Annotated in this window: 20 protein-coding genes; 9 read left to right on the forward strand and 11 right to left on the reverse strand. The window is 39.1% G+C overall.

Going from position 1 to position 19,728, the window contains the following annotated elements:
• The first annotated feature begins 47 nt into the window (after positions 1 to 47).
• Both AB986_RS06380 and prpE read left to right on the forward strand, forming a co-directional pair.
• Positions 48 to 1,232, forward strand: a complete 1,185-nt coding sequence (locus AB986_RS06380; RefSeq protein ID WP_048310028.1) for an FtsW/RodA/SpoVE family cell cycle protein — start codon at positions 48 to 50, stop codon at positions 1,230 to 1,232.
• A gap of 117 nt (positions 1,233 to 1,349) precedes the next feature.
• Positions 1,350 to 2,084 carry a bis(5'-nucleosyl)-tetraphosphatase PrpE gene (prpE, locus tag AB986_RS06385; protein WP_048310030.1) on the forward strand — a complete coding sequence of 245 codons (735 nt, stop codon included), beginning with the start codon at positions 1,350 to 1,352 and terminating at the stop codon, positions 2,082 to 2,084.
• Here prpE and AB986_RS06390 read toward each other — a convergent pair.
• From AB986_RS06390 to AB986_RS06405, 4 genes are all read right to left on the reverse strand, one after another.
• Complete coding sequence (locus AB986_RS06390; protein ID WP_048310032.1) at positions 2,068 to 2,958, reverse strand: RluA family pseudouridine synthase; 891 nt, start codon at positions 2,956 to 2,958, stop codon at positions 2,068 to 2,070. The two genes, prpE and AB986_RS06390, sit on opposite strands and share 17 nt — an antisense overlap.
• Positions 2,959 to 3,034: 76 nt before the next feature.
• Positions 3,035 to 3,835 carry an NAD kinase gene (locus AB986_RS06395; protein WP_236690311.1) on the reverse strand — a complete coding sequence of 267 codons (801 nt, stop codon included), beginning with the start codon at positions 3,833 to 3,835 and terminating at the stop codon, positions 3,035 to 3,037.
• 19 nt (positions 3,836 to 3,854) lie between these two features.
• Entirely contained in the window at positions 3,855 to 4,499 is a 645-nt protein-coding gene (gene yjbM, locus AB986_RS06400; protein WP_048310034.1) for a GTP diphosphokinase, read from the reverse strand.
• Between the two features lie 23 nt (positions 4,500 to 4,522).
• Entirely contained in the window at positions 4,523 to 4,903 is a 381-nt protein-coding gene (locus AB986_RS06405) for a UPF0738 family protein (protein ID WP_048310036.1), read from the reverse strand.
• Positions 4,904 to 5,044: 141 nt separating this feature from the next.
• Between AB986_RS06405 and AB986_RS06410 the strand changes: the two genes are divergently transcribed.
• The 4 genes from AB986_RS06410 (at position 5,045) to AB986_RS06425 (ending at position 7,362) form a co-directional block, all read left to right on the forward strand.
• On the forward strand, positions 5,045 to 5,623 hold the full coding sequence (locus AB986_RS06410) for a CYTH domain-containing protein (protein WP_048310038.1): 579 nt from the start codon (positions 5,045 to 5,047) through the stop codon (positions 5,621 to 5,623).
• Positions 5,624 to 5,739: 116 nt separating this feature from the next.
• Positions 5,740 to 6,135 carry a globin domain-containing protein gene (locus AB986_RS06415; protein ID WP_048310040.1) on the forward strand — a complete coding sequence of 132 codons (396 nt, stop codon included), beginning with the start codon at positions 5,740 to 5,742 and terminating at the stop codon, positions 6,133 to 6,135.
• Between the two features lie 92 nt (positions 6,136 to 6,227).
• Positions 6,228 to 7,052 (forward strand): ClpXP adapter SpxH family protein, encoded by an 825-nt coding sequence (locus AB986_RS06420; RefSeq protein ID WP_048310940.1) that lies wholly within the window; start codon positions 6,228 to 6,230, stop codon positions 7,050 to 7,052.
• Positions 7,053 to 7,182: 130 nt separating this feature from the next.
• Positions 7,183 to 7,362 carry a hypothetical protein gene (locus tag AB986_RS06425; protein WP_048310041.1) on the forward strand — a complete coding sequence of 60 codons (180 nt, stop codon included), beginning with the start codon at positions 7,183 to 7,185 and terminating at the stop codon, positions 7,360 to 7,362.
• 154 nt (positions 7,363 to 7,516) lie between these two features.
• Here the strand turns inward: AB986_RS06425 and pepF are convergent, their stop codons facing one another.
• The 3 genes from pepF to mecA all read right to left on the reverse strand — a co-directional run bounded on the left by pepF (position 7,517) and on the right by mecA (position 11,529).
• Positions 7,517 to 9,331, reverse strand: coding sequence for an oligoendopeptidase F (pepF, locus tag AB986_RS06430; protein ID WP_048310042.1), 1,815 nt, complete (start codon positions 9,329 to 9,331; stop codon positions 7,517 to 7,519).
• 95 nt (positions 9,332 to 9,426) lie between these two features.
• On the reverse strand, positions 9,427 to 10,605 hold the full coding sequence (locus AB986_RS06435) for a competence protein CoiA (protein ID WP_048310043.1): 1,179 nt from the start codon (positions 10,603 to 10,605) through the stop codon (positions 9,427 to 9,429).
• A gap of 240 nt (positions 10,606 to 10,845) precedes the next feature.
• Positions 10,846 to 11,529 (reverse strand): adaptor protein MecA, encoded by a 684-nt coding sequence (gene mecA / locus AB986_RS06440; RefSeq protein WP_048310044.1) that lies wholly within the window; start codon positions 11,527 to 11,529, stop codon positions 10,846 to 10,848.
• 267 nt (positions 11,530 to 11,796) lie between these two features.
• Here mecA and AB986_RS06445 point away from each other — a divergent pair, with 267 nt between their 5' ends.
• Positions 11,797 to 12,474, forward strand: coding sequence for a TerC family protein (locus AB986_RS06445; RefSeq protein ID WP_048310045.1), 678 nt, complete (start codon positions 11,797 to 11,799; stop codon positions 12,472 to 12,474).
• Between the two features lie 50 nt (positions 12,475 to 12,524).
• Here the strand turns inward: AB986_RS06445 and spxA are convergent, their stop codons facing one another.
• Positions 12,525 to 12,920, reverse strand: coding sequence for a transcriptional regulator SpxA (gene spxA / locus AB986_RS06450; protein WP_048310046.1), 396 nt, complete (start codon positions 12,918 to 12,920; stop codon positions 12,525 to 12,527).
• A gap of 288 nt (positions 12,921 to 13,208) precedes the next feature.
• On the opposite strand from spxA, the gene AB986_RS06455 reads away from it, so the two are divergent.
• Positions 13,209 to 14,411: an efflux RND transporter periplasmic adaptor subunit gene (locus tag AB986_RS06455; RefSeq protein ID WP_048310047.1), complete on the forward strand. Its 1,203-nt coding sequence runs from the start codon at positions 13,209 to 13,211 to the stop codon at positions 14,409 to 14,411.
• A 10-nt stretch (positions 14,412 to 14,421) separates the two neighbouring features.
• On the forward strand, positions 14,422 to 17,487 hold the full coding sequence (locus tag AB986_RS06460) for an efflux RND transporter permease subunit (RefSeq protein WP_048310048.1): 3,066 nt from the start codon (positions 14,422 to 14,424) through the stop codon (positions 17,485 to 17,487).
• A gap of 29 nt (positions 17,488 to 17,516) precedes the next feature.
• Here AB986_RS06460 and AB986_RS22835 read toward each other — a convergent pair whose 3' ends face one another.
• From AB986_RS22835 to AB986_RS06470, 3 genes are all read right to left on the reverse strand, one after another.
• The gene (locus AB986_RS22835; RefSeq protein ID WP_269082690.1) at positions 17,517 to 17,645 is read right to left on the reverse strand and encodes a hypothetical protein; all 129 of its coding nucleotides are present in this window, start codon (positions 17,643 to 17,645) and stop codon (positions 17,517 to 17,519) included.
• Positions 17,646 to 17,678: 33 nt separating this feature from the next.
• Complete coding sequence (locus AB986_RS06465) at positions 17,679 to 18,242, reverse strand: GNAT family N-acetyltransferase (RefSeq protein WP_048310049.1); 564 nt, start codon at positions 18,240 to 18,242, stop codon at positions 17,679 to 17,681.
• Between the two features lie 211 nt (positions 18,243 to 18,453).
• Positions 18,454 to 19,659, reverse strand: coding sequence for a putative glycoside hydrolase (locus AB986_RS06470; protein WP_048310942.1), 1,206 nt, complete (start codon positions 19,657 to 19,659; stop codon positions 18,454 to 18,456).
• Between the last annotated feature and the right edge of the window lie 69 nt (positions 19,660 to 19,728).

The following is a 19,728-nucleotide window of genomic DNA, read 5'->3' on the forward strand; positions in this document are numbered from 1 at the left end:
AGGGAATGTGATGGCTAGTAACGCTTTTCTTTAGAAAGGATTATATCATGAACAATGACAATCAAACACCTTGGCAACAAATAGATTTCACTCTTTTGTTCTTTGTATTTCTCCTGATGTGTATCAGCACTATCTCAATCTATAGTGCACAAGCGTCACTTCCAGGTGAGTTAAAAAACTTTAATTTCGCAGGAAGACAGTTAACCTGGTACTTCATCGGGGCATTTGTTCTTTCTCTTACGCTCGTTATCGATTTCGATCGCTTTAAACAGTTATCTTGGTACTTATACGGTTTTGGTGTATTTCTTCTTATCCTACTTGCCATAATGCCTGAATACATAGGAAGCTATCAAATCGCTCCTGTTACTAATGGAGCTAAAAGCTGGTTTGTGCTTCCTGGCCTAGGTAGTGTTCAACCTTCAGAATTTATGAAGATTTTCTTGATTATCACCATCGCTTCAACAAGTGTGAGTCATCATGAAAAACATCAAACCAAAACCATCCAAACTGATTTACTTCTTCTATCGAAAATATTCGGTATCGCAGCACTTCCGCTGCTCATTGTCATGGCTCAACCAGACCTTGGGACCGCAATGGTTTTTACAGCGATCGTCGTTAGTATTACTCTCGTTTCAGGTGTTCGCTGGCGGTTGCTCTCACTACTAAGTTTGATGGGTGTTGCAGGCATAGCATCATTCGTCTTTATCTTCTTCAAGTTCCCTGCATTTTTTAAAGAATATCTTCTTGATGACTACCAGCTAGCTCGTTTCTATGGCTGGCTCGCACCTGAAGAATATGCAGATGCAGGATACCAGGCTACAAAAGCGATCCTCGCTATTGGATCCGGGAAGCTTGAAGGAAAAGGCTATTCTGATGGAACAGTTTATTTCCCTGAAGCGCACACAGATTTTATTTTCGCGGTTATTGGTGAAGAATTCGGTTTTATTGGCGCCAGTGTGACGATTTCAATCTTCTTCCTTCTAGTATATCGAATGATTCATACGGCTCTTGAAAGCAATGAGTCCTTTGGAAGCTACCTATGTGCTGGGGTTATTGGAATGCTAACTTTCCAGGTGTTTCAGAACATCGGCATGACAATACGAATTCTACCGATTACAGGAATTCCCCTTCCTTTCGTAAGCTACGGAGGAAGCGCACTATTAACTTATATGATTGCTGTTGGACTCGTATTAAACGTCCGCTCACGTACAAAAACATATATGTTCGAATAACCTGCCTCTGGGCAGGTTATTTATTTATGTTGTACAAGTAATACAGATGATACTTTTCATTCGATTAGGGAAGAGATAATAATCTAACACTGCATAACGATAAAGGAGGACGTTGGATTGTACGATGTTATTGGGGATATTCACGGTTGTTACGATGAGCTGGTCTCTCTTACAAAACGTCTTGATTACGAATGGAAGAGCGGAATACCGGTTCATCCATATGGAAGAAAGCTTGTTTTCTTAGGTGATTTAACGGATCGTGGCCCAGATTCTATCTCAGTCATGAATGTCGTATTTGAACTTGTGAAAACTGAGCAGGCCTATTACTGTCCTGGAAACCACTGTAATAAATTGTACAGGTATATGCTTGGGAGAAACGTTCAACAAAAGCATGGCCTTGAAACAACAGTAGAAGAATTAAATAAACTTTCTGAACCTGAACGAGAAGAGATTTATGAGAACTTTATCTCCCTTTATGAAAACGCGCCACTTTATTTATCCCTTGATGATGGAAACCTTATCGTAGCTCATGCAGGAATTCCAGAACACTTTATAGGTGAGACAGGTAAAAAAGTGAGGACATTCGTACTGTATGGTGATATCACAGGTGAATCACATCCAAATGGGATGCCTGTAAGAAAAGATTGGGCTACTAACTATAAAGGTGCTTCCATGATTGTTTATGGTCATACGCCTGTAGTCGAACCAAGATGGATTAACCACACTGTTAACGTCGATACAGGCTGCGTTTTTGGTGGTAAACTCACTGCAATTAGCTATCCAGAGTTGAAAACAACCTCAGTTACTTCATCCATGCCTTATGTGCAAGAAAAGTTTACTTCTTTTGAATAAGCCTCTTCATGTCTTCTGGTGGATCCGCTTCAAACCTTATCGTTTCTTCAAGAAAAGGATGATAGAACTCAAGCTTCGCGCTATGCAGTGCCTGTCTTGTAATTAGCTCTCTTGATCCTCCGTACAAATCATCACCTAGTAGAGGATGACCAATGGAAGCCATATGAACACGGATTTGATGCGTTCTGCCCGTTTGTAACGCTAACTGTAGTAAGGAGTAAGAATCGTAACGTTCGCTTACGTTGTAATTCGTTACAGCATGTTGACCATCAGGTCGAACAGTTCGCTCAATAATGCTTCCTTCACGTCGACCAATTGGTGCATTCACTTCGCCATTCCCAATTACAGCACCATGGACTAAGGCAAGATACATACGCTTCATCTCTTTACTACGCTGCTGCTTTGATAAGAGATCGTGAGCAAATCGATGCTTCGCAAATAACACTAAACCTGACGTATCTCGATCGAGCCGATTAACAGGATGAATGGTTCGATTGAGATCCATTTTTTTATAGTAGTATAGGACGGCCTGGGCAAGTGAACCAACAGAATGCCGTGAAGGAATGGTTGGCAGGTTCGCTTGTTTATTTACTAAAAGATAATGGTCATCTTCATAAATGATGTGTAGCGGAAGATCCAGAGGACTCATGCTCTCGCTTATTTCTTCATCAGGAAATGTAATTTCAACGTTATCTCCCTCGTTTAGAATGGTACGAACATTACTACTTACCCCATTCACGCAAATTCGTCCACCTTTAAATTTAATATCCGTCAGCATACTTCTAGATAAGGATTTTCCTTGTAAAAGATACTCCCTTACAATCATTCCCTCCTCTTCTTCCTTTACAATCCAATTCATCATGAGAGAAGACATTTAACTCAGCCCTTTCTTTACCTTGATCTCAAATAAAAAACAGTACAGTTCATCCTGTGAACAGTACTGCTTCCAATTAATACTCATCGTCGACAAAAGACTCCTTTACTCTCTTCCAGAAAGGAAACGGTCGAAAACGAGCGAATCTCACTTTTTCTTCTGCCACTCTGTACTGAATGGATTTTACATCCTTTTGCAACAAGAATAAATGGTCAATTGTGATTTGAAAGTCAGCATCATTAACTGGTCGAAGCAAGCACGTATGATGCTGTGGCAGAACGAGCGGTGATCCGACTGTTCGAAAGACACGGTTATTAATCGATGCCATCTCAGAAAGCTGAATGGACGGAAGTGCAGGATGAATAATCGCCCCCCCTAGCGCTTTGTTGTACGCCGTACTACCAGAAGGTGTTGAGATACAAAGACCGTCTCCTCTGAACGTTTCAAATAAATCACCTTTAATCTCCACATTCATGACAAGAGAGCCTTCCACACTTTTTACTGTACATTCATTGAGAGCTAGATAACGATTCTCTTTTGAGCTATTGAGGTAGCGTACCGTCACTTCTAATAAAGGATACTCTACAATTTGGAATGGCGTTCTAGCAATATGAATCACAAGCTTCTCTACTTCTTCTGGTGTCCAGTCCGCATAGAAACCAAGATGCCCAGTATGTACACCAACAAATGCTGTTTCAGCAAGTCGATCCTGATAGTGATGGAAGGCGTGTAGGAGCGTACCATCTCCCCCTACTGAGATCACAATATCCGGCTCTGCTTCATCATAATCCAGATCGAAATCACGCAGATAATTTTTAATACGCTGCTGAAGCTGATTGGAAGTTTGATCCCCTTTTGACTTAACTGCAAATTTCAATTTAGGCACCTCGTCTATTTTAGTTTTCAGCTTTCTTTTTTTCATTTTCTTTCTTTTGCATAAAAACTTTCTGAGCTTCCTTAATTTCAACACGAATTTCGGACATCTCATCATCAAGTTTAGAGGCAGCAATCGCTGCGCGCTGAAGTCGCTTTTGAACCTCTTCGGGAATGTTTTTATTGTATTTGTAGTTTAGCGAATGCTCGATTGTTGCCCAGAAATTCATAGCAAGCGTTCTAATTTGAATTTCCACTAGGAGCATTTGCTCACCCATAATCGTTTGAACAGGATATTGTACCACTACATGATAAGAACGGTATCCACTTTCCTTTTGGTTGGTCACATAGTCACGTTCTTCAACAATATCGAAATCTTTTCGACCACGAAGGTGATGAATGACTTTATTAATATCTTCAACAAACTGACACATCACTCGTACGCCTGCAATATCATGCATTTCTTCTTGCAACCTATTCATAGCAATTTGTTTTCTTTTTGCCTTATCAAGAATACTTGGAATTGGCTTTACTCGTCCTGTAACGAATTCCACAGGAGTGTGATCATCCGCTTTCTCAAACTGTTCGCGAATTCCTTTCAGTTTCACTTTCAACTCATTTACAGCCTGTTTGTAAGGTGCTAAAAATTCTTCCCAATTTTTACTCATCCAACCACCACCGACAATATCTATTATGAGGCTGTTAGAAATGCTTTCTCAACAGCTTGATTCATTTCTTCTCCATAATTGGAGTTATCTTTAATATTCTCAACTAAGTAGGATAGTTCCTCTTTCATTTCTATAAGTTCCAGAGAATTCCCACCCTCTGAGCTAGCAAATACTGTTAGATCATTGGTTAGAATATTGTTAAGCATTGGCCAAGCTTCTTCTTGGAAGCGGATATATGAATACCCTTCCCCTCCGTCAAGCAAGTAAACGAATGATAATGAATCTGAATCCACTAACATATTTCCTGTTGCTGTATAGGTAGCCAAATCGACTTTCTCGTTTAGACTAAACGTTAGCGTATCTTCTGTTAATTCCCCTGATATGATGTAGTATTGTTCTGACACAATGACCTCTCCTCTCTCTGTATATCCTCTATGTATCACTTACTAGTTTATCACACAGCGCAGGGTGATTTCATCGTTGTTGTCCTAGATACGTACATATGCCATAATTCTCTTATGATGAGGCGAATGGAGGATTAAGAGATGTCACAAGAAGTTGAAATTGAATTTAAAAACATGCTTACAAAAGAAGAATACCATACCCTATTAACCGCCTATGAATTAGGTGAAGAGGATATTAAAACGCAAACAAATGACTATTTCGATACGAAAGGGTTTCTCCTGCGTGAAAAAGGAGCGGCACTCAGAGTTAGGAATAAAAATAATACGCTCTTCTTAACGCTAAAAGAACCTGCAAGTGAGGGGTTACTCGAAACACACCAGTCCATTACTCAAGATACATACGATTTCATTAAGTCAAAAGGACAACTGCCTGCTGGAGAAGTTCAAGATCAGCTTTATAATCTCGGCATCCATACTGAATTAGTTCATCTTGGAAGTCTAACCACACACCGAGCTGAACGAACCATTGATTCAGGATTGCTTGTTCTTGATCACAGCGAGTATCTTAATAGAGAAGATTTCGAACTTGAGTTTGAAGTAACGAACTATGAAGAAGGAAAGCACGCTTTTCACGACCTTCTAAACCAGCATCACATTAAAGAACGCAACGCGAAAAACAAAATACTTCGATTCTTTCTTGCATCACAAGAACAGGGCTAAACAGCTCTGTTTTTTTAGTTTACCAATCATTTCAAATCGGATTATTTGCTGTTATGTAGGGAGGTTGCTAAAATGAACATGAAATAAGGTTTTACTTTCCAAAGGGGAAAAGTACTATGAAGCATAATATGTATGATCATTTAGGCGGATCACAGTTAGAACAACTCGTGACTGCTTTTTATAATCGCGTTTCACAACATCCCGAATTAAAAACAATATTTCCAGATGATTTAACTGAAACGGCAAGAAAACAAACTCAATTCCTAACCCAATTTCTTGGAGGACCTCCTCTATATTCTGAAGAACATGGGCATCCTATGTTAAGAGCAAGACATCTTCCATTCGAAATTACGCCTCGTAGAGCAACTGCTTGGCTAGCGTGTATGGAAGAAGCAATGGATGAGGTGGAATTAGAGAAAGAACTTAAAGAACACCTATTAACAAGATTGACGTTCACAGCCCATCATATGGTTAACACTGGTGATCGGGAAGAGAAAGGAGAATCGAATTGACACCGAATGTAGTTGGTTCCTATTGCGATTCTTACAATCCAAACGGACAAACCGATACAGCCTGTTCAGCTCCATCTCAAAAGGGCAAGCCTATCGAAATCTATTCATTTATAGATCCGCTCTGTCCTGACTGCTGGGGGCTTGAACCCAACATTAAGAAATTACATCTCGAATACGGACATACTTTCCGATTAAGACACTTAATCGGTGGAAATATTCAAACATTTAATTCGTTTAAAAGAAAGAATGAAGGTATCAAAACACATGCGGACGTTGCACAACGTTGGGAGCGCACCGCTAGCCGCTCTGGAATGTCCTGTGACGGTGATTTATGGTATGAAGACCCAATGGACACCCCTTATATCGCAGCGATCGCTATTAAGGCTGCAGAGCTTCAGGGAAAGCTTCCCGGTTTTCGATATCTTAGAAAAATGCGAGAGCTTCTCTTTATCAAGAAACAAAACATGACAAAGGAAGAAAACCTTATTCAAGCAGCAAGAGAAACAGGTCTCGATGTAGATGAATTCAAAAAGGATCTCCAATCTCAAGCAGCTGTGAAAGCATTACAATGTGATTTGAAAATTTCCACTGAGATGGAAGTTGAAGAACTTCCTACACTTGTTTTCTTTAATGAGAATATTGAAGAAGAAGGTCTTAAAATTACAGGTGTGTATGACTATGAAGTTTATGTTCGTATTCTCACCGAAATGCTGAAAACAAAGCCAGAACCTAAACCACTTCCGTCACTTGAAGAGTTCATGAGTCTCTATCAATTCGTCGCAACAAAAGAAGTTGCCGTTGTGTATGATTTAACATGTGAAGAAGCAGACGCAGAAATGAAAAAGCTTGCCCTTAAGCAGAGGGTAGAAAAAGTACCCGTTAAACACGGATGTTTCTGGCGTACGATTAACGCATAAAAACGCATATAGAATAGAAAGGGGAACGGAATTCTTATTCTGTTCCCCTTTCTATCTCTAGCGATTGTCATTTCTCTAGCAGCATACACTCAAAAAAAGCGACATACGTTTAAGATGAGGAGGTAAGTATATGCAACGAATCTTATTATTCCTAAGTGTTGCCTTTGTTGCTGTTAGCTTTGTTCTCTTCATCATGAGCCTACTTAAATTTATCCCGACGATTGTTGGGGCGGCTCTATTATTTGTTTCCATCCTGTTTACCGTCAGTCTCTTTAATACAAGAAATCAATTCCGTGGGTTCGATCAATAGAAATGCCTTCTCCGAAGTGGAGAAGGCATTTGTTTTATTCAAGTGTCTCTTTTCTAAAAATGGTTGCTTTTGTAACAATTATTGAATAAAGAACCACACTCTGCTGATTGGAGCGGAAATCACCCCACTATAGCTACCAATGGTACAAAAAGAGCTATTCAAATAGAAGACTTTCCATTTCATCAAGAATGGACTCAAACACATCAAGCGCATCGCTAACTGGCTTTGATGACGTCATATCGACTCCAGCTTTTTTCAGTACTTCAATTGGATAATCTGAACTTCCGGCTTTCAAGAAGTCAATATACCGCTTCACAGCTTCGTCACCTTCATCAAGAATCTGATTAGAAAGAGAAGCAGCCGCACTAAATCCAGTTGCATACTGGAAAACATAATAGTTGTAATAGAAGTGTGGGATACGTGCCCACTCGATCGCAATTTCCTCATCAATAACGAGATCTTCCCCAAAGTATTTTTTATTCAAATCATAATAAATGCTTGAAAGAAGATCTGGTGTTAAAGGTTCTCCATCTTGAGCTTTCTTATGAATCGCGTGCTCAAACTCCGCAAACATTGTCTGCCTGAATACCGTGCCACGGAATCCTTCAAGAAAATGATTCAACAAATAAAGCTTTTCTTTCTTATCGCTTGTATTCTCAAGTAAATAATGGTTAAGAAGTGATTCATTCGTCGTAGATGCTACTTCAGCTACGAAGATTGAATAATTCGCATAAGGATAGGGCTGGTTCTCTCTTGTATAATAGCTGTGCACAGAATGGCCGAACTCGTGAGCAAGCGTAAATAGATTGTTCACATTATCCTGCCAGTTCATAAGAATATAAGGGCGTGTTCCGAATGTGCCGGATGAATAGGCACCGCTTCGCTTCCCAACATTCTCTTGTATATCTACCCAGCGATTGGAGAACCCTTCTTCAAGAATTCCTTGATACTCTTCACCAAGTGGTGTTAATCCCTTTAGAATATAGTTCTTCGCTTCCTCATAGGAAACTTCCATTTTCACTTCAGGTACAAGTGGCGTATACAAGTCATACATATGAATTTCATCTAGCCCGAGTGCTTTCTTTCGCAAGTTCACATAGCGATGAAGCAAGTCTAAGCGGCTATTAACGGTTTCCACAAGATTATCGTATACATCCTCAGGAATATTGTTGTTATCGAGCGCCGCCTGTCTTGCAGAATCATAATGCCTCACATCCGCATTGTAGTTATCGCGCTTCACTGTTCCACTTAACGTGCTCGCAAACGTATTCTTGAACTTGTCATACGTTTCATAAACAGCTTTAAATGCATCTTTACGTACTCGTCGGTCACTGCTTTCAAGAAAGCGGATATAGCGTCCGTGAGTTACTTCCACTTCTTCCCCATTCTCATCCTTGATCGTTGGGAACTTCATGTCAGCATTGTTAAGCATACCAAATGTGTTGCTAGAACTATTGGTCACATCACTCACACCTGCAAGAATAGCTTCTTCCTCTTTAGAAAGAACGTGTGGACGTTGGCGGTTAATTTCATCAAGAGCATGAGCATATAGCTCCAATTCTTTCTTTTCCTTCAAAAATTGCTGAATTTTCTCTTCAGGTAGACTTAGGATTTCAGGTACAACAAAAGCAAGGGCACTACTCACCTGTGTGGCTAAATTTGCTGCACGATCATTCAATCCCTGGTAATGGGAATTTGTTGTATCCTGATCGTAGCGCATATGCGCATATGTATAAAGTTTTCCTAGCTTAATCGTAATTTCATCCTGCTTCTGTAAAGCTTGATATAACGTTTCTGCAGATTCACCAATTTTACCTTTGTATTGTTCCATATCAGGAAGCAGACTTTTAATTTCTGTAAACCCTTCATCCCACTTCTCATCATTCTCATAAATGGCTTCTAAATCCCAAGTATCTTCAACTGGAATATCCTCACGTTTAGGCAAAGCATTTACTTTTTTCTCTTCCATCGATAAGACACCTCCATCAAATAATAACGTCACACTTTTTATCGTACCATATTCTACATATAATTCTTACAATTTCGCTCGACAATCCTTGCAACTCATTGAAGTCTTCTTAATATAGCCAAATCTAATTCATAACAACGATCAATATCTCTATTCATTTGCGGCTGGTAAAGCTTTTCATATCGTTCATTATCCCTTTCTTTTACTACTTTTAACCGGATTAGTTGATTCAAATATCCTTTCAATGCCAAAGCCTCATTAGACCGTTTTTCTCCAATTGATGTCCTTACTTGTATTAAGTTAATTGAAATAACCTGTTGGAAGGAGCGCAGGATGGTATCGAAGGTGAATTGATTTCCAATGGAGACTGTAGGCAAGAAACACACAAGAACCCAAGTTTGCCATAGGTATGGTGGGGTTGAAAGCCAGTAGTTGTATGGTGAGAGAATACCTGCTTCACAGGGGAACATGCGGGTACTGTAACCTTTGGAGTAAAGTAACTTTCGAAGATAGAAATAAGCGAAAGATTTTTCACCATGAGGATTTTGACGCCAAATGCGCTTTTGTTTAAGCCAGAGTGAAGTGTGGTCAATCGAGTTGACTGATTTAGGAGGAGAAACTAGAAGATTCGAGAGTGTAAGGCTAGATGAAGGGTAATAAGAAGTGGAACAAACGGTTTTCGTAGGAGTTAAAGTATAGAAGATGGTGACGAAGGCGAATTTCTGTTGTTCGGGACAATAATAGGTAAGCATTGGATTACCATTTGCATAGTGGACCGCACTCCATTCCATTGCACTAATGGATTGAATTGATCGGTATTTGCTTTTGTAACGCACGGCACCAAATATCCAGCGAACATCGTAACCTAATGAATCATAATCAGTTGTTCGTTGTCTAAGAGTGCGATCATCGATAGAAGAGCATTGGTATTCAATGGCGATTCGCCTTGAAGGAAGCAGAAGATCCGGGCGCTGTTTCGAAGAATGTAAGTAGTATTCTAACTTCACATCGAGGTTTTCTTTCTTTACCCATTCATAAAGCTGTTTTTTGCCAGAAAGGTGATAATTTGATTCTCGTTCCCAATTACCAATACAGAAGTCACTAACGTGATGGGAAAAATGCCATACTCTTTTCTCGCCCAATTTCATTATGACTCTTTCTTTACAAGTAGGACAGAAATACTGCAAATTTCTTAGCTTGCGTAAATCTTTTAAGACATGGTTAGGATCTGCGAGATTAAAAAGTGTTCCATCCTTTAAGTGCGCCGTAAGCATTACAACACCTCTCTTTCATTTGTACTTAAAATGACATTCTCTATTTTTTTCTTAAATCCTTTTTTAAAATGGCTTTTTTCGTAGGTATTGTTGCTATAGCTGGTTAATTTCCGCTCCAGGATGCTCGCTTCAATTAGCGAAGTGTGGTGTTTAAACAAAAAAAATCAGGAATAACAACCTTTAAGAAAAGGCTTTTTCTAAATAGAAAAAAAGCCGATTTCAAATGAAATCGGCCCGGACTTATAAGAGTGGAAAGTGTCCGCGGAGTTGTTCAAGAGCTTGCTCAGAGAGAATCTCCTTACCGTATTCTTGTATGCGGTGAAGTGTCAGTTCTGTTTCATATCCATATTCCAACAGCTGACTCAATCGGTTGTCCTGCTCTTCTTCTATTAATGATTCATCAAAGACAACGTGGAGATAATAACGGTCCTCAAAATGGTACAAGCCATTCTCAACACCTGTTGGATCAAACCCGTGTGATAATGAAATCACATCTTCAAAGTCTCTAAATCCAATCATAAAGGAAAGCTCTTCTCCCTCAATCGGTTCAGGTTCATCTTCTGGATCATAGTTATTTTGAAGGGCAAACTTATCATCAAGAATTTTATCCATATTCTCATCAAGGGGAAGATCAAGCTGCTTTTCTTCTGAGATTGGAAGTTCGAGTTTAGATCCGTCGTTTGACATCTGAGCACGAGTTACAATGATTTCAAGTCCCTTTTCAAGAGCTTGAACTTGTATCCAGAGAGGACCTTCAAGTGAAAATTGTTCTCTTTGATGTGCTTCATCCATCATCTCCCAGAACAACTCTTCGCCTCTTTCTCTATCGTACCAGATCTCTTCACGATCGAATCCTCTATTTTCAATATCTCTATACGTAATGAAGAATTTTAATGTATTCGCGTTGACGCGTTCAATTTCCATGTGTACTCTCTCCCTCCTGTTTGTGTAACCGGAAGGCTATTCCCTCTGGGATACTCCTAATTTTCTCTTTCCCTTAAGCGACTGTACTTAATCGCTTTTCTCTTGTAATACCATTCTATGATAAACCTTCTCAGAATGGAAATAAAAAATCGTTTGATTTTTTCACTCATATTAAACCATATACACAATATATTTATTTATGTGTATAGCTTGCCCCAAAGTGCTCCTGTCATAAGATTAAAAATTCGCTAACCGGGAGTGGATTCCTTGCTTAATATAGAAACTTTAACATCGATCCTTTTCATTATCGGTATTGACATTGTGCTTGGGGGTGACAATGCCGTTGTCATAGCCCTTGCCTGCAGAAACCTCCCCGAGTCACATCGTGGTAAAGCGATTATGATTGGAACAGCCCTCGCTGTTGGACTTAGAATAGCACTAACCATAGTAGCTGTCTATTTATTAATGCTCCCTTTCTTATTAATTGTTGGTAGTCTATTCCTGTTGTACATTTCCTTTAAGCTTGTAATCGATAGTGAAAGCAGCGAAACAGTTCATTCTAAGTTTTCATTTTGGGGCGCTATACGAACAATCGTACTTGCAGACTTAATAATGGGGCTAGATAACGTGCTTGCCATTGCTGGGGCTTCAGAAGGAAAACTACCACTCGTCGTCTTTGGATTATTGATCTCTATCCCTATTATCGTATGGGGCAGTAAGATGATCATGCATGCTCTGGACCATTTTCCTATTTTAATTTATATCGGTGCAGGAATTCTCGCGTTAACATCTGGAAGAATGTTAACGAGTGCATCCGAATTAAAATCGTTTTTCCACATGTATCCCTCAATGGAATGGTTCATTCAATTCACTTTCTTACTAGTCGTCATTGCTGGAGGCTGGATCGTTAGAAAATTAAAAAGAAATACCATTTACATCCAATAAGTTAGTATCAAACAAAAAACTTCTACAGGAACTCCTGTAGAAGTTTTTAATTAGTTAGCAAGACGCTGAGCCTCTTGAAGTTGGAATGTACGAACTTTGCGAGGTAGAAAACGACGAATTTCGTCTTCATTATAACCAACCTGTAGTCGCTTTTCATCCAAAATAATCGGACGACGAAGCAATCCAGGGTGCTCACTAATAAGTTCAAATAATTCTTGGAGTGATACTGAATCTAGATTCAAGTTCAATTCCTGGAATGTTTTCGAGCGAGTTGATATAATTTCATCTGTTCCGTCTTCAGTCATTCGAAGAATTTCTTTCACTTCTTCAATTGTAAGAGGTTCTGAAAAAATATTGCGCTCTGTAAATGGAATGTCGTGCTCCTGCAACCATGCTTTCGCTTTACGGCAAGATGTGCAACTCGGAGATGTATAGAGTGTTACCATAAGGAATTGCTCCTTTCTATAAATAAACGTCATTCTTACATTAGAAAAATTATCTTTACACAATTTGTATTATACTACAATTCCTATAAAATAAATAGGGGATGACAAAATTTACATAAAAGTTATACAATAGTTATACAATTCCTGTTCGAATCTCTACCTCCTATATACCCCTTGCTTCCCCTTTCAAACCTACATTGTTTAATAATGTTTGATTTTACATGCTATTTAAGAATTGCTTCACATGATACCATTCGTAAGAGAGACACTAATTATGAGGTGAAATTAATGAAAAAAACCATCTTGCTTGCGGGCATGCTTGTGTTTGCAAGCGCTTGTACAACACAAGAAATTACTAATGAAGAAACAGCTAACGAAGCTATACCTGTTGAAACAACTGCAGTTAAGCAGATGAATTTAACTGATGAACTTGAATTAACAGGACAAGCTACACCTGGTGTTACGATTCCACTTGTCGCACCGTCTCCACTAGAAGTAAATGAAATCAATGTCACAGTTGGTAGTACTGTCGAAAAAGGCGATCTCCTTGTCGCCTTAGATGATACAACGGCTAGAGAAAATGTCGCACAACTTACAAATGCTGTGAACGAACTCCAAAATGCAGTCGATCAAGCAAAAGAACTGTCACAGCAAGCTGAAAAAAGCGCACAGGAATTGAAAGATCTCCAAACAGACCTTAACGCATCACTTGAACGGTCAAAGCAGCTACTTAACGAACTTGATTCAGAAGAGGTTACCGCTGCAGATGTTCTGAAAGAGAGTCTTGAAGTAACGATTAAGCAGGCTCAACTATCTCAAGCAGCCGCTCAGGTACCTTCAATGTCTGCTGGAAACGTTACACAGTTAGAAACACAGCTGTCAGAAACAAAAGCCAGCTTAAATCAAGCTAGAGATGTTCTAAATGCTACTACAATTGAATCACCAATTAACGGCGTCGTATCACAAATAAATACAGAAGAAAATGCCACAGCCGTTCCTAGTACACCTATTGCAGTAATTGTTAATCTCACACCTATACATGCTGCTTTTCAAGTGAATAGCTTTCAGATCTCACAATTAGAAAAGGAACAAGAAGTGAACGTTACATTTGATGGTGTTGAGGGATCATTCGAAGGAAAGTTAACTGCTATCCCACCTACAGCAAACGAACAAACTGGTTCATTCTTAGTTGAGATACCAATTGAGAATAAGGATGGAAAAATCAAAGGTGGCATGAAAGCAACGGCTACCGTGAATACGAATAAAATTGAGAATGCAATTGTCATTCCTAAAGAATCTGTCATCTACGGTGATAAAGAGAACTACGTCTACGTTCCTGAAGGTACAAAAGTTAAAAAAGTGGAAGTTGAGCTTGGAGCAGAGTCAGGTGAAAACATCCAGATTACAAGCGGTCTTTCTAAAGGAGATACCGTAATCACGCAAGGAAAAGATCGCTTGAACGATGCATCCGAAATCCAGGTAAAGAAGTGAGTTGAAATAAATGAATATAGCTAAACTTTCTGTTTTCCGACCAATTGCAATGGGAATGGTTATTATCTTCATTCTCATTATCGGAACGGTATCTCTTCGGAATATGCCGGTAGATTTATTCCCTGACCTAACCTTTCCAGTTGCTGCTGTTACCGTTACCTATGACGGAGCTGGTCCTGAAGAAGTAGAGAATTTACTCGCTTCTCCGCTTGAAAATGTAATGGGTACGCTCCCTAATGTTGAAAGCATTTCGTCTGTTTCTCGAAATGGAGGTGCGCTCATTCTTGTCTCCTTTGAATGGGGAACGGATATGGATTTTGCCACCTTAAATATGAGGGAACAAATCGATGCGGTTAGAGATTCTCTACCTTCTGAGGTACCTATTCCTAAGGTGTTAAGATTTAATCCAAGTGATATCCCAATTATGCAACTTGGCGTAGCCGGATCGGAAGAAGATTTAACAGAAGTAAAGAAAATTATTGAAGATCAAATTAAACCTTCTCTTGATTCCGTGCCTGGTGTTGCTGCAGTAACAATAGAAGGACAGCTCGAGAAAGAAATCAGACTAACAGCTGACCCGGATAAACTTAGTCAATATGGCGTTACATTAACGCACTTGCAACAGCTAATTGGCTCCGAAAACCTTAATATCCCTAGTGGATCAATTGAAACGGAAAACAAAAATCTACCGCTCCGTGTGACCGGTGAATTTGAATCCGTTGAAGACTTGAAAAATCTTTCAGTTCCTACTGAGAGCGGAACGGTTAAACTCAGTCAACTTGTTGATATCAATGAAACAATGAAGCCTGCAATTCAAGAAAGTTATTTGAATGGTGAACCAGCCATCGGATTTTCGATTCAAAAACAATCTGGCTCGAATACAGTTAGTGTAGTAAACGACATTAATGAGAAACTCGAAGAGATTCAGCCTTCCCTTCCAAATGATATGGAAATTAAAACGGTTTTTGATCAAGCGAAATTTATTAACCAATCGATCAGCGCTGTTGTATGGAATATTATCATTGGAAGCATCCTTGCTGCTGCTGTTCTTTATCTGTTCTTACGTAATATCCGTAGTACGCTCATTATTGGTCTTTCCATTCCAATTTCCATCGTCGGTGCATTTATCTTAATGTATTTTTCTGGACAAACGATTAACCTTCTCACCCTTGGAGGTCTTGCTTTAGGTGTCGGAATGATGGTCGATAACTCCATCGTTATATTAGAAAATATATATCGATTAAGACAAGAAGGTAAATCACTTAAAAACGCTGCAGTTGAAGGTACGAAAGAAGTAGGTAGTGCCATCATTGCATCTACACTCACAACTGTTGTTGTTTTCTTACCTATTGTATTTGTAACAGGTCTTGCAGCACAGCTTTTCAAACCTTTAGCACTAGCTGTTACATATTCTTTAATTGCTTCACTGTTTACCGCCTTAATTATCGTTCCACTACTTTCATCTCTTCTGATGAATCGGAACGAATCAAAGTCAATTTTTCAAGTTCGATTCGATCGCGTTAATAACTGGTACAGACGCGTTCTAGATAAAACGTTAAAACACCCTAAGAAAACTGTCGGGTTTACTGTTTTGTTACTCGCATTATCTGCAGCAGGTACTCCCTTCATTGGAACAGAGTTTCTTCCTGCACAGGACCAGAGTTTTGTTAATATTTCAGCAAACCTACCTGCTGGAAGCTCACTTGAAGCTACTGAAGATGTTACCGAAGAAATTAACAAAATACTTGAGGATGTAGAAGAAGTTGAACTTTCTTATCTCACAGCAGGTGGGACGGATAACTTTAGTGTAGGAGCTGGAAGTCAGACAAATCGGGCTACCTATAGTGTTCTTCTCGTTCCAATTAGTGAACGAGAGAAATCCGACCTTGAAGTAGCTGAAACAATAAGAAAAAATGTCAAAACGATTCCTAACGCCGATATTTCCGTCTCAGCAAGTGATTCTGGATTTAGTGCGGATCCGATTGCAATAAATATTATCGGACCAGATCTTGATGTTCTGAAAGAACTGTCTGATGACGTATTGGAGAGCATCTCTGAAGTTGAAGGGGTTCGGGAACCCGTTTCGAGTATTGAATCCAATAATCCTGAAGTTCAGATTCTAATTGATCGAGAAAAAGCATCAAGTTACGGCATTGGTAGTTCGCAAATTTCAACTGCCATCTCTAATGCTACGAGAGGTCTTGTCGCTAGTAACCTTGCGCGAGATGGGAATCAGCTTGATATTCGCTTAACAGTGGATGATAAGTTCACAGATTCTTTGGATTCACTTGAAAATCTCCTAGTCGAAGCACAGACAGGGCAAAAAGTCCCTCTTTCTGCAGTTGCTGAAATAAAGCGAGGATTAGGTCCATCTGAAATTACTAGGACAGATCGTTTACGACAAGTGGAAATAACAGCTAGCCTTCTAAATCGAGATCTTGGTACTGTCACAGATGAAATTAGAGCCAAACTTGTAAAGGACGTTCCTTTACCTGGTAATGCTTACAAAATTACATTTGGCGGGCAGGACGAGCAGATGAACGATGCATTCTTTAAACTCTCAGGTGCCCTAGCACTTGCAATTGTTCTTGTGTATATGGTGATGGCTGGACAATTTGAATCATTCTTATATCCATTCATTATTATGTTCTCTGTTCCATTAACAGCTATTGGGATTATCTTTGGATTACTAATTTCATTCCAACCTTTAGGAGTTGGATCGCTAATTGGAATGCTTATCTTAACAGGAATAGTTGTTAACAATGCCATCGTGCTCGTTGATTATATTAATCAGCTCAGAGAAACTGGTATGGATACGCGTTCAGCTATATTAGAAGCTGGACCCATTAGACTTAGACCGATCCTTATGACGGCTCTAACGACAATCCTCGGGCTTGTGCCACTCTCTCTTGGATTTGGAGAAGGTACAGAAATCCAACAGCCTATGGCCATTGTTATTGTATTTGGACTTAGTGTTGCAACCTTTATTACGTTAGTATTTATACCAGTCGTTTATTATTTGATTGATCAACGTCGTCAAAAGCGTCAAGATAAGAAAAAGGAAATAGAAGCATAAAAAAAAGAAAGCCGTTTGGCTTTCTTTTTTTATGCGGAAGTTTTCGTATTGGAGGCGGGTTCTTTAGAAGACTGCGGTTTCCAGCTTTTCCATCGTTTCTTAAACAAATCCTTCAACCAATCACGCTTCTTTTTCTTTTTCTTTTCACGATTTTTCATTAGAAGCTTCCCTCCTGTTAGAAAACAGAAATCTTAATCTTCTACTAACTCATGCGTTTCTTTAAGACTTAGAACTTCTTCCACAGGCTGATAAGATTCACCATACAACTGCTTGTCCTTGTATGCATGAATTTCTTGGTACGTATGCTTCATAGCCTCGTAAACCTCTTTTTCACCGGCTTCACTCGGCGACCAATATAGAATTTCCATTTCATTGATTTCATTTGTTGCGAGAGAACGTCTGCGATATCCTATTGACTTCGCATGCTTGAAACCTTCTCTTAAATAAAAGCGCTGTCTTTTTTCTGTATCCGTCTCTTCATAATCTACAGGTTCTACTTCAAGAATGATTGGTTTGTTCTTTTCTTTCAATTTCTCAATCAATTTCTTTCCTAGCCCTTGACCTCTGGCATCACTGGAAACGAAAATATAATCCACGAATATGAAATCAGGCAAATCGGCGTACATTAATACATGATTGGGACCTTCATCCTTATTGTAAATATGACCCTTCTCACTTAATAACAAATCCATATGCTCTTTAGATTTCATTTCTTCAATGGGGAAATATTGCTTCAGCTTCTCATACCAGTTCATTGATCTACTCCTTTTAAATGTATTCATCATTATTATTATAACACATTTATCCAGTAAAATAGTGCTATGCTCTAGTGTTCTTTGTTAATTTTCCCTCTTTTCACCTAAGTAAACATTCAACAAATTGTATAAAATACTAATATTGGTGTGTATCAATAAGATCAATAAAACAGAAAAAACCGCCTCAAAGTGAGGCGGTCTATGCTTATCATTAAGGTGTATAATCAACATTTCTCGTGTAACTGTTACTTGCATCCCATAGAAGGAATTCATCAATACCATTATCGTTCAATGCTTTAATTTGCGCCTCAACTTCAGCTTTACCATAGTTTAAATAATTCCCACTACCAAGATAACTTGCTGTAAAGTCTTGAATCCATGGTCTACTTGTAGGAGCTTCTTCAAGATCACCTAATACTTTATTCTCAACTTTAGCGTATTCGTTTACCAAGTTATAAGGCTCTAAATCCGGCTTCGAAATACCAAAATACGAGCCCCAGTGACTAGGGTAAATCATAGATGAGATCACATCAACATTACTTGAGATTTTGGAGAAGTTTTGTCCGATACCTGGTGCTTCTGGAATTGTTGCTGAATAACCAAAAATATCTACAGAAACGTCAACATCATATTGCTCTAGCTTTGAATTTGCGTATGCAACAAAGTCTGTAACGGCTTGTACACGTTTCTGTACGTTATCCATGTCCATATCTTTGTATTTACCCATCGTATATTCTAGCTTGTCATCACGTGTTTCGAATCCTTCAGGAAATCGCACATAATCAAATTGAATTTCTTTAAAGCCCATTTTAGCTGCTTCAATTGCAATCTGAACATTATAATCCCAAACTTCTTCTTTAAATGGATTTACAAACGCTTCACCGCGTCCGTTCTTCCATACTGATCCACCTTCTTTATAAGAAAGCTCAGGTCTAGCTTCAGCAAGCACTGTGTCCTTAAACACTACTACTCTAGCAATAGGGTAGATTTCATGCTTCTCAAGCTCTTCTAACACCTTACGAGGTTCTTTCATATAAGGTTTACCAATCTCATATTCTGCTAAAGGGGAATCTTTTTTTGGTACATATGTAAGATTACCAAAATCATCTTTGAAATCAATGACCATAGCATTCAATTCAGTTGAGTCAAGTAACTCAGTCAAATTGCTAAATCGACTACCACCAGCTGAGTTTCCTGTTACATAAATTCCTCTTACTGCATCAGGATATTCAAAATCAAGTCCTGAATCATAAACGAACCTCGGTAGACGATCAGGGAGTGTTAGTTCTTTACTCGCTGTTTCTATCCCCTTAAGATTTGACGCTGATAACGCTTCACCTTCTGCTAATGCAGGTTGTCCGAACACAGAAAATAGCATTATCGATGCGATTACACTCTTTAATCCAACATTCAACATACGCACGATTTCTCTCTCCTTTATTAGTTTGCCTTCTCTATTATAAGATGAATACGCACTCTTTGAAAG

Source organism: Guptibacillus hwajinpoensis (assembly GCF_001039475.1).
GTDB lineage: Bacteria > Bacillota > Bacilli > Bacillales > Guptibacillaceae > Guptibacillus > Guptibacillus hwajinpoensis.